Origin of the sequence: Methylobacterium crusticola, from assembly GCF_003574465.1 — a bacterium.
GTDB lineage: Bacteria > Pseudomonadota > Alphaproteobacteria > Rhizobiales > Beijerinckiaceae > Methylobacterium > Methylobacterium crusticola.
This window is the reverse complement of record NZ_KZ984647.1, coordinates 1-10,173: the sequence shown is the minus strand read 5'-3', so window position 1 is coordinate 10,173 and position 10,173 is coordinate 1. Positions and strand designations below refer to the sequence as shown.

At 75.9% G+C, this 10,173-nt stretch carries 10 protein-coding genes; 5 read left to right on the top strand and 5 right to left on the bottom strand.

Features of this window, described 5'->3' with window-relative positions; translation table 11 throughout:
- Positions 1-194: hypothetical protein (locus tag DT057_RS35385; protein WP_203236186.1), on the top strand; the 194-nt coding region annotated here is incomplete at its 5' end.
- A 24-nt stretch (positions 195-218) separates the two neighbouring features.
- Here DT057_RS35385 and DT057_RS04895 read toward each other — a convergent pair.
- The 3 genes from DT057_RS04895 to DT057_RS04885 form a co-directional block, all read right to left on the bottom strand.
- Positions 219-545: a lipid-A-disaccharide synthase N-terminal domain-containing protein gene (locus tag DT057_RS04895; RefSeq protein WP_128560995.1), complete on the bottom strand. Its 327-nt coding sequence runs from the start codon at positions 543-545 to the stop codon at positions 219-221.
- 4 nt (positions 546-549) lie between these two features.
- On the bottom strand, positions 550-1,281 hold the full coding sequence (locus DT057_RS04890; RefSeq protein ID WP_128560998.1) for a glycosyltransferase: 732 nt from the start codon (positions 1,279-1,281) through the stop codon (positions 550-552).
- A 122-nt stretch (positions 1,282-1,403) separates the two neighbouring features.
- The gene (locus DT057_RS04885) at positions 1,404-3,149 is read right to left on the bottom strand and encodes an ArnT family glycosyltransferase (RefSeq protein ID WP_128560994.1); all 1,746 of its coding nucleotides are present in this window, start codon (positions 3,147-3,149) and stop codon (positions 1,404-1,406) included.
- A 304-nt stretch (positions 3,150-3,453) separates the two neighbouring features.
- Here DT057_RS04885 and DT057_RS04880 point away from each other — a divergent pair, with 304 nt between their 5' ends.
- Positions 3,454-4,266, top strand: a complete 813-nt coding sequence (locus DT057_RS04880; RefSeq protein ID WP_128560993.1) for a hypothetical protein — start codon at positions 3,454-3,456, stop codon at positions 4,264-4,266.
- A 70-nt stretch (positions 4,267-4,336) separates the two neighbouring features.
- Here DT057_RS04880 and DT057_RS04875 read toward each other — a convergent pair whose 3' ends face one another.
- Positions 4,337-4,756, bottom strand: coding sequence for a hypothetical protein (locus DT057_RS04875; RefSeq protein ID WP_128560992.1), 420 nt, complete (start codon positions 4,754-4,756; stop codon positions 4,337-4,339).
- 259 nt (positions 4,757-5,015) lie between these two features.
- Here DT057_RS04875 and DT057_RS04870 point away from each other — a divergent pair, with 259 nt between their 5' ends.
- The 3 genes from DT057_RS04870 (at position 5,016) to DT057_RS04860 (ending at position 9,000) form a co-directional block, all read left to right on the top strand.
- On the top strand, positions 5,016-6,089 hold the full coding sequence (locus DT057_RS04870; protein WP_128560991.1) for an ABC transporter ATP-binding protein: 1,074 nt from the start codon (positions 5,016-5,018) through the stop codon (positions 6,087-6,089).
- A 201-nt stretch (positions 6,090-6,290) separates the two neighbouring features.
- The coding region (locus tag DT057_RS04865; protein ID WP_128560997.1) for an extracellular solute-binding protein at positions 6,291-7,260 on the top strand (970 nt) is incomplete at its 5' end.
- Between the two features lie 66 nt (positions 7,261-7,326).
- Positions 7,327-9,000: an ABC transporter permease gene (locus tag DT057_RS04860; RefSeq protein ID WP_128560990.1), complete on the top strand. Its 1,674-nt coding sequence runs from the start codon at positions 7,327-7,329 to the stop codon at positions 8,998-9,000.
- 27 nt (positions 9,001-9,027) lie between these two features.
- Here the strand turns inward: DT057_RS04860 and DT057_RS04855 are convergent, their stop codons facing one another.
- The gene (locus DT057_RS04855) at positions 9,028-10,056 is read right to left on the bottom strand and encodes an LLM class flavin-dependent oxidoreductase (protein ID WP_128560996.1); all 1,029 of its coding nucleotides are present in this window, start codon (positions 10,054-10,056) and stop codon (positions 9,028-9,030) included.
- Positions 10,057-10,173 lie beyond the last annotated feature (117 nt).

Here is a 10,173-nt window from a genome sequence, read left to right as displayed (position 1 = left end):
CGGCCCGGCGCGGCGCCGACACGGCCTGGCGCGGCGCCCCGCCGGCCGTTCCGGCGCCGGCCGTCCTGCTGCCGGCGCCCCGCCGGCTCCTCGGCTACGGCTACGCGCCCGTCCTGCCCGTCCACGGCGTGTCCTACGGCCCCTACGGCTACCCGCCCCGCCCGGTTCCCGGCATCGGGGTCGGGCTGTTCTGACGGCCGCGGCGTCCGCGCGCGGCGTCAGCCCCCGGGGGCGCGGCGCTCGCGGAACACCAGGGCGAGGTTGCGCAGGTAGATCACCGTGCCGAGGCTCTGGCCCAGGATGAAGACCGGGTCGCGCCGGTAGAGCGCGTAGCCGAGCAGCACCGCGGAGCCGCCGAGCGACAGGAACCAGAACGAGAGCGGGATCACGCTGCGGCCCGCCCGCTCGCTGGCGACCCACTGCACGAGGAAGCGGGCGGTGAACAGGCCCTGGCCGACGAGCCCCACCAGGAGCACGAGGTCGGCCGGGCCGGAGAACAGCGACCAGAAGTAGGCGCTGAGCCCGTGCATGATGTCGGCGACCATGCGGCTAGTCCGTCTCCGCGGGCACGAGGTCCGGCACCCGGCGGCGCCGGCGGATCAGCCACCACACCCCGGCGAGGTCGAGGAGGCCGACCCAGAGGCGGTCGAACAGGCCGTAATTCGAGCGGCCGCTGAGCCGCGGCCGGTCGACCACGTCGGCGTGGACCACCCCGAACCCCTCCCGGGCCACCAGCGCCGGCATGAAGCGGTGCAGGGCGTCGAAGTAGGGCAGGCGCAGGTAGACCGCCCGGCGGAACACCTTGAGGCCGCAGCCGGTGTCCCGGGTGGCGTCGCGCAGGACGCGGCCCCGCACCCCGTTGGCGATGCGCGACTGCACCGTCTTGAGGCGCCCGTCCTTGCGCCCGACGCGCTGGCCCTGCGCGAGCCCCGCCCCCGGCCCCGCCGCCTCCAGGGCCGCCGCCAGGGCGGGGATGAAGGCGGGGTCGTTCTGTCCGTCGCCGTCGAGGGTGGCGACGAGCCCGCCCCGCGCCGCCAGCACGCCCGTGCGCACGGCCGCGCTCTGGCCGCAGCTCGCCCGGTGGCGCAGCACCCGCAGGACGGGGGCCGCCGCCTGCGCCGCCAGGGCCGCCCGCGCCGCCGCCAGGGCCGCCGGCGTGCCGTCCGTCGAGCCGTCGTCGACGTAGACGATCTCGAACGGCGCGAGGCCGGCGCAGGCGGACGCGATCTCCGCCACCAGGGGCGCGACGTTGCCGGCCTCGTTCCTCACCGGCACGACCACGCTGAGGCGGACCGCCTCCGGGTCGCCCGCCGGCCGCGCGGCGCCGGCCGGCCGCGGGCTCGCGGGCGCCGGGACGGCGGGCGAGGCACCGGCGGGCGAGGTCTGGAGGGGCGAGGGCGTCGTCACGGCGTCACCGCGTAGGCGGTCAGGCCGACCGGCTTGCCGCCGTTGATGTTGAAGCCCGTGACCCGTCCGACCGCGCGGGGCGGCGCGGCCCCCGCGGCCCCCGCGGCCGTTGCGGCCGCCGCGGCTGCCGCGGCCGCGAACGGGGCGGCGTGGCGGTCCTCGACGTAGAGGAGGCGGCAGCCGCCCCGGGCCAGGAAGGCGGCGGCCTCCGCGCCGGAATCCAGCATGCGCAGGTCGGTGCCGGTCAGGAAGACCAGGCTCGGCTCCCGGTACCCGAGGGTCGCGACCTCCGGCCCCGGGCACGGCACCGCCTCGCGCAGGGCCGCGAGCCGGGGCGAGACCTTGAGGGAGGCCAGCGCCGGCTGCGTGAGCCCGAACACCGCCGGCCCGAGCAGAGCCCCCGACAGCACCGACACGGCGAGCGCCCGCTCGGTGTGCCCGTCCGCGAAGGCGCGCCAGGCCAGGGCCGCGACCCCGGTGGCGGCGAGGAGCAGCGGCAGCCCGGCGAGGGGCAGCACCCCGTCGAGGCGCCAGGCGGCGGCGCACAGGCCGAGCGTCAGGCCGAGGGGCACCAGCGGCACCAGCAGGGCCACCGCGCGGGCCCCGGGCCGGCCGCGGTGGACGCCGCCGCGGGCCACCGCCAGGACGGCCAGGATCGCGAGCGCGGGGCACAGCGGCAGCACGTAGTGGGGCAGCTTGGTCGGCACCGCCTCGAAGACGAGCCAGGACGGCAGCACCCAGGCGATGAGGAACGCCACCCCGTCCTCGCGCCGGTGCGCGAAGGCGAAGGGCAGCGCCATCGCGGCGAACGCCGCGGCGGGCCAGAAGGTCGCGAAGACGACGAGGAGGTAGGTGCCGGGCGGCGCCCAGTGCTGGGTCTGGGCCGTGCCGACCTTGCCCAGCATGTCGTGCCCCACCGCCTCGCCGTAGAAGGCTCCTCCGCTCTTGAGCGCGATGGCGACGAACCAGGGCGCCACCAGGGCGAGCACCAGGGCGAGGCCGAGGCCGGGCCGCAGGGCCCGCAGCCAGGCGGCGGACCGGGCGCTGGCGGACAGGGCCAGCGCCGCGAGGCCGGCGAACATCGGCACCATCGGCCCCTTGATCAGGATGCCGGCCGCGAGGGCGAGCCAGAAGGCCAGCACCGTGCCCCAGGGCAGCCGGCCGGCGGCCCGCCCGAGCCAGGCGCGGGCGAGCGCCCCCATGGCGGCGACGGCCGCGGCCGTCAGGAGCGCGTCGGTCTTGGCGAGGCGCGCCTCGGCCGAGAGCATCGCGCAGGCCCCCACCAGGGCGGCGGCCAGGAAGGCCTGGCGCCGGGGCAGGAAGGCGAGCGCCGCCCAGTAGCTGAGCAGCACCGTCGCCACGGCGCCGAGGAGCGAGGGCACGCGGTAGAGCGCGATGGTCGTGCGGGCCGCCGGCACGCCGAGCGCCTCGGCGGCCGCCACCACGGCGCTCTGGGCCCAGTAGATCCCGACCGGCTTCTTGTGCCGGGCCTCGCCCTGGAAGCGGATGTCGACGAGGTCGCGGCTCTCCAGCATCTGCTTCGAGGCCTGGGCGAAGCGGGGCTCGTCGCGGTCCATGGGCTGGAGCGAGGCGAAGCCGGGCAGGAAGCAGGCCAGGGACAGGAGCACCAGGAGGCCGCAGGCCAGCGCGTGCCGGCTCGCCCCGAGGTCGAGGAGGCGGTCCGCGAAGGCTCCCGCGAAGGCGGCGCGACCGGGGCGGCGCCCGGCGGCAAGGCTTGTCATGCACTGCTCCGAACCGGACTCGGGCCCGCGGGGACGGCCGGGCAGGCCCGGGCCGGCGCCGGTCGCGGCGGGCGCTGCTGTCCTTGATCCGGTTCGGAAAGTCAATTTTATGGCGGGGCGGCCTTCGACCCGGCGGCCCGGCGCGCCGGCGGCCCGGTTCCGCCGCCCGGCGCGGCCCCGGCCGTCGTGCGGGCCCCTGCCGCTGGCGTCGAGGCCGCGCGCCGTTCCCGCCCGTTCGGGGACCTGTCGCCAGCCGTCGACTCCGACCGTTGATCTTGTCTGATTGACTATAATCCGGACGACGATGCTTTCTCAGGTCTTCCTATACAAGATCGCCGTGCTCGTTCTTTGGCGCAAGCGGGATCGCGCAGAATATCGGGTCGGTTCGATGCCGATGATCGCGTCTCGGGGCGCCGATCGGCCGGACGGGGTTGATCATGCATTGTCGGATCGAGGTCTCCATGACATGCTCGGGCGCCGCCTTCATGCAGCGCGGCGCAGATCTCTGCGTCAAGGCGGACTCTCTCGCAGCGGAATGAGGCAGGCTATGGATCCAAAAGGAGTGCCGATTTGGATCGAGTACGCGAAGCTCATCATCTCCATGTCGACACCGATCGTCACCGGAATCGTAGGTTACCTCGTACTGCAGCTTGGCTTCGGGATCGAGAAGAACAAACAACTCAATCAGGAGCTCGTCAAGAAACGCCTCGCCTTCTACGATGCGGTCGCGCCCGATCTGAATCGGTTGTTCTGTTTCTATCAGGTCGTAGGTGACTGGTCCGACCTGGATCCGGCCAAGATCATTGAAATGACGCGCAGGATAGACAAGAACTTCTACGTCTATCGATTCATATTTTCAGATAAGATTTTCGAAACCTACATTGAATTCTCGAGAGGCTATTTCGAGCCTTACGCCGGGGCCGGCCTGCCGGCGCGGCTGAGGCTCGATGTGCACTACGTCAAGCGGCAGATGGGCAGCAAGTTCGACGAGGCCTGGCTGCCGAACGTTGCCAGGGCGCCCGGTGATCACGGGGAGCAATCGGCCCTGTATCGCCGGCTCATGACGGATCTGGGCCGGACGATCACGGGTCCCTCGACGGTCTCGACGACGGGGTAGCCGACCGGCCCCGGCCGGGTGAGAGGGGGCCCGCCCGCCGCGCCGCCCCGGAGAGGCGCCCGCGCCCGCCTCAGGACGGCAGGCCCGCCGGCTCGAACAGGAAGCCGTCCACGGCCGGGATCGAGACCGCGAGGCTGGCGCCGCGGGAGGCCTTCGAGAGCCGCCAGGGGCGCTCGCGGCCGGCCCGGACCGCCTCGGAGGGCCGCAGGCGGCGCGCCGTGCCGTCCTCCCCCACCTCGTCGATGGCCAGGAAGCCGTACACGAGGAGGCGTGAGGCCAGGAGCTTGGTCTCCCGGTCGCCCGCCGCCACCGGCAGGCTGCCGGCCTCGTAGACCGTGTCCATCAGGCTGCGCTGGTCGCGCCGGGCGGCGGCGAGCCCGGCGCTCGGGGCCGCGTCGAAACCGGCCGAGCCACCGTGGGATCCGGCGCCCCTCGGCGCCCTGGGCCGGAACGCCACCACGTTGTCGGCCTCGCTCGCTACGCTACGCATACGCGGACACTCTCGTCACACTCGGTCGGTGCGCCGCGGCGCCCCGGGGGCGCCTCGGCCGACGCGGAGCATTCGACGAGTCGGTTTAACGTCCGATTGACCCTCCGGCGGCGGGTCCCGTGCCGGAACGGGGCAGGGCCGGGCGCCGCCGCGGGCGACACCATGGGCCGCCGGCGCGCCGGGCCGCCGGGTGCCTTGGCCGGGCGCGGCCCCCCCTGTATGGACGCGCTCCGATCCCTTCCGCCCCGAGGACGACCGCATGACCCATCCGGCGCCGGCCCGCGCGACGCCCGCCCTCGCGGTCGAGGACGTGGCGTGCCGGTTCGGCCGGGTGCGGGCCCTCGACGGCGTCTCCCTGGAGGTGCGCCCCGGCGAGGTCGTGGCGCTCCTCGGGGATTCCGGCTGCGGGAAGAGCACGCTCCTGCGCGTCGTCGCGGGCCTCGAGCGGCCGGACGAGGGCCGCGTGCGGCTCGACGGCCGGCTGGTCGCCGGGCCCGGCGTCGCGGTGCCCCCCGAGGCCCGCGGCGTCGGCCTCATGTTCCAGGACTACGCCCTGTTCCCGCACCTGAGCGTCGCCGAGAACATCGGCTTCGGCCTCCGGGGCCGGCCTGCCGCCGCCCGGGAGGCGGCCGCCTCGCTCCTGGAGCAGGTCGGCCTCGCGGGCCAGGCCGGCAGCTATCCCCAGACCCTCTCGGGCGGCGAGCAGCAGCGCGTCGCCCTGGTGCGGGCCCTGGCGCCGGGGCCGCGGCTGCTCCTCCTCGACGAGCCCTTCTCCAACCTCGACCGCCGCATGCGCGACCGGGTGCGCGACGAGACGGTGGCGCTCCTGCGCCGCACCGGCACCACCGCCCTGATGGTGACGCACGATCCCGAGGAGGCCCTCGCGGTCGCGACCCGCATCGCCCTGATGCGCCGCGGCCGCGTCGTGCAGGTCGCGACCGGCGAGGCGCTCTACCGCCGCCCCGCGAGCCTGTTCGCGGCCCGCTTCCTCTCCGACGCCGCCGAGATCCCGGCCCGCATCCGCGGCGGCCGGGCCGCGACGCCCCTCGGCCCGGTCCCGGCCCCGGGCCTGCCCGAGGGGGCGGCCGTGCGGGTCTGCCTGCGGCCCGAGGCGGTGCGGGTCGGGCCCGCCGGCAGCGGCGCGGACGCGCAGGTGGTGCGGCGGGTCTTCCTCGGCGCGGCGAGCCTGCTGCACCTCGCGGTGGCGGGCCTCGAGGGGCTCCTGCGGGTGCGCCAGCCCGGGACCGGTCCCTACGGCCCCGGGGACGCGGTCGGCCTGACGCTGCGGGACGGGGCCGCCCTGGTCTTCCCCGACGAGGACGCGGAGGGATGAGCCGGGGATCCGCCTGCGTCTTACATTGAAACAACTAAAATCTATCGCGCTTGCATTTGTTGCTGAACTGCTTCTCTACGGGGGCGCCATCCTGGGAGGCTCCCGCCGTGTCACGTCCACGCACCCTGTCCCCGCTGCTGGGCCTGCTCGCGCGCGCCGCCCTGGCGCTGCCCGCCGGCGCGATGCTGGCGGGCGCCGCGNCGCCGAGGCGCCCGCGGCGGGCGAGGTCAACCTCTACACCACCCGCGAGCCCGGCCTGATCCGCCCCCTGCTCGACGCCTTCACGCGCAGCAGCGGCGTCAAGGTCAACACGGTGTTCGTCGACAAGGGCCTCGCCGAGCGCGTGGCCGCCGAGGGCGCCCGCTCGGCCGCCGACGTGCTGATGACGGTCGACATCGGCAACCTGATCGAGCTCGTCGACAGGGACCTGGCCCAGCCGGTGCGCTCGGCGGTCCTGGAGGCCGCGGTGCCGGCGCCCCTGCGCGACGCCGAGGGCCGCTGGTTCTCCCTCTCGACCCGCGCCCGCCTGGTCTACGCCGACCCGGACCTGCGCGACCTCGCCGGCCTCACCTACGAGGACCTCGCCGACCCGAAGTGGAAGGGCAAGGTCTGCCTGCGGGCGGGCCAGCACCCCTACAACACCGCCCTGATCGCGGCCCACCTCGTCCGGCACGGCGAGGAGAGGACGGAGGCCTGGCTGCGCGGCCTCAAGGCCAACCTCGCCCGCAAGGCCGGCGGCGGCGACCGCGACGTGGCCCGGGACATCGTGGCGGATCTCTGCGACCTCGGCCTCGGCAATTCCTACTACATCGGCCTGATGCGCAGCGGCCGGGGCGGGCCCGAGCAGAAGACCTGGGGCGACGGCGTCCAGGTGGTGCTGCCGACCTTCCGGGGCGGCGGCACGCACGTCAACGTCTCGGGCGCCGTGGTGGCGAGGTCCGCCCCCAACCGCGACAACGCCGTGCGGCTCCTCGAGTATCTCGTCTCCGACGAGGCGCAGGGCCTCTACGCCCGGGCCGATTACGAGTACCCGGTCAAGCCCGGCGCCCCCCTCGACCCGCTGCTCGCCGACCTCGGCGTCCTGTCCGTCGATCCCACCCCCCTCGTCGAGATCGCCCGCAGCCGCAAGGCGGCGAGCCTCCTCGTCGACAAGGTCGGGTTCGACCGGTAGCGCGCCGCCCCGGCGAGGCCCGCGCCGCGCCGGGGCCCGATCCCTCGTCCCCTCCCGGATCGGCGGATGCTCCAGGATCTCGCCCGGCCGCAGGCCCTCCCCGCCCCGGCGCGCCTGCGCCCCGGCGCCTGGACGCTCGCCGCCGCCGCCGCGGCGCTCCTGGTGCTGGCGCCCCTGGCGGCGCTCGCCGCGGAGGCGCTGCGGGGCTCGAGCGGGCTCTGGCCCCACCTCCTCGCCTACGTCCTGCCCCAGGCGATCCGGGACACGGCCCTGCTCCTCGCCGGCGTCGGGATCCTGGTGGTGGCGGTCGGGACCGGCGCCGCCTGGATCGTCGCGGCCTACGAGTTCCCGGGCCGGCGGATCCTCGACTGGGCCCTGCTCCTGCCCCTGGCGGTGCCGACCTACATCGCGGCCTACGCCTACCTCGACCTCCTCCACCCGGTCGGCCCGGTGCAGAGCGGCCTGAGGAGCCTCCTCGGCTACGCCCGCCCGCGCGACCTCGCGCTGCCGGACCTGCGCTCCCTGCCGGGCTGCATCCTGCTCCTCGGCTTCGTGCTCTACCCCTACGTCTACCTGCCGACCCGGGCGCTGTTCCTGATGCAGTCGGCGAGCCTCGTGGAGGCGGGCCGCTGCCTCGGCCTGCGGCCCGCCGCCGTCTTCCGGCGCGTCGCCCTGCCCCTCGCCCGGCCGGCCATCGCGCTCGGCACCAGCCTCGCCCTCCTGGAGGCGCTCAACGACATCGGGGCGGCCGAGTTCCTGGGCGTGCGCACCCTCACGGTCTCGGTCTACGCCACCTGGGTCAACCGCTCGGACCTGCCGGGCGCGGCCGGCATCGCCCTCGCCCTGCTGCTCGCCTGCCTGGCGCTGATCGGGCTGGAGCGGGCGGCCCGCCGCGGCCGCGGCTACGCGGGCGCCGCGCAGCGCCCGCGGCGCATGGGCCGCACGCCCCTCGCCGGCCCGGCGGCGCTGGCGGCCGCGGGCGCGTGCCTCGTCCCGGTCGCCCTCGGCTTCCTGGCGCCCGCCGGCTTCCTCGCGCTCGAGGCCGCCCGGCGCCTGCGCGTCGCCGGGCTCTCCGACGCGCTCCTGTCGGAGAGCCTGAACACCCTGCGGTTCTCCGCCCTCGCCACCCTGGTCGCCGTCGCCCTCGGCCTCCTCCTGGCGGCGGGGCCGCGGCTCGTGCCGGGCGCCTGGCGCGCCGCCCTCGTGCGCTGCGCCACCCTCGGCTACGCCGTGCCCGGGGCGATCCTGGCTATCGGGCTGATGCCGCCGCTCGCGGCGGTGGACGGCGCCCTCGACGGCCTGAGCCGCACCCTCGCGGGCGCGGGCCTCGGCGCCCTCGGCCTCGGCACCGGGTTCGCCCTGGTCTACGCCTACGTGGTGCGCTTCCTCGCGATCGCGGTCGGCACCGGCGAGGCCGGGCTCGCCCGGGTGCCGCGCTCCCTCGGCGACGCCGCCCGGGTGCTCGGCCGCGGCCCCGGCGCCACCCTGGCGCAGGTCCACCTGCCCCTGGCCTGGCCGGCCGTCCTGGGCGGCGCGCTCCTGGTCTTCGTCGACTGCGTCAAGGAACTGCCGGCGACGCTGCTCCTGCGCCCCCTCAACGTCGAGACCCTGGCCACCCACCTCTACGGCGAGGCCGCCCGCGGCACCTACGAGGACGGCGCGGTCGCCGCCCTCCTGATCGTGGCGGTGGGGCTGCTGCCGGTGGCGGTGCTGCTGCGGGTCTCGACGCCGAGGGGGTGACGGCCGGCGCGCCCTCTCCCGCCCCGGTCAGGCCAGCATGTCGCGCACGAGCGGCGCCACCCGGCCGCCGTAGAGCGCGACCGAGCGCATGAGCGCGTCGTGCGGCAGCGGGCCCGCGCTGTACTTCATCTGGAACCGCGACAGGCCGAGCGCGCCGGCCGTGGCGGCGATCTTGCGCGCGACGGTCTCCGGGGCGCCCACGTAGAGCGAGCCGGTGTCGGCCTCCCGGTCGAACTCCTCCGGCGTCATCGGCGGCCAGCCGCGCTCCGCGCCGATGCGGTCCCGCATGCGCCTGTAGTCGGGCCAGAGCTCCGCGCGGGCCTGCGCGTCGGTCTCCGCCACGTGGCCCGGCGAGTGGACGCCGATCGGCCGCGGCGGCCGGCCGAGCTGGGCGCAGGCGCGGTGGTAGAGGTCGACGAAGGGCCGGAAGCGGGCGGGCTCGCCGCCGATGATGGCGAGCATCAGCGGCAGGTCGTACCGGGCGGCCCGCACGACCGAGTTCGGGCTGCCCCCGACGCCGATCCAGGTCGGAAGCGGCGTCTCGAGGGTCGGGAACACGCGCTGGTGCGAGAGCGCGGGGCGCGTGCTGCCCGCCCAGGTCACCGGCTCGCCGGTGAGCAGCGCCGCGAAGAGGTCGAGCTTCTCGGCAAACAGCGTCTCGTACTGGTCGAGGGCGTAGCCGAAGAGCGGGAAGGACTCGGTGAACGACCCGCGGCCGAGGATCACCTCGGCGCGGCCGCCGGACACCGCCTGGAGCGTCGCGAAGCGCTGGAAGACCCGGACGGGATCGTCCGAGCTCAGGACCGTCACGGCCGAGCCGAGGCGGATCCGGCGGGTGGCCCCCGCGATGGCGGCGAGCAGGGTCTCCGGCGCGGAGACGGCGAAGTCGGCGCGGTGGTGCTCGCCGACCCCGAAGACGTCCACCCCGAGCTCGTCCGCCAGCACCGCCTCGGCGACGACGTTGCGGATCACGGCCGCGTGCGGGAGCAGGGAGCCGTCCGGCGCGGCCGTCACGTCGCCGAAGGTGTCGAGGCCGAGTTCGAGGGTCTGCGCCATGGCGCCAGGATGGGCGGCCCCGCCCGGCTTGTGAAGCGCCGCCGCCGCAGGGGCGCCCTCGCGGCGGCGCATGCGCGTCCCGGACGAGGCCCGGCCCGCGCGCGCCGCGCCGGCCGG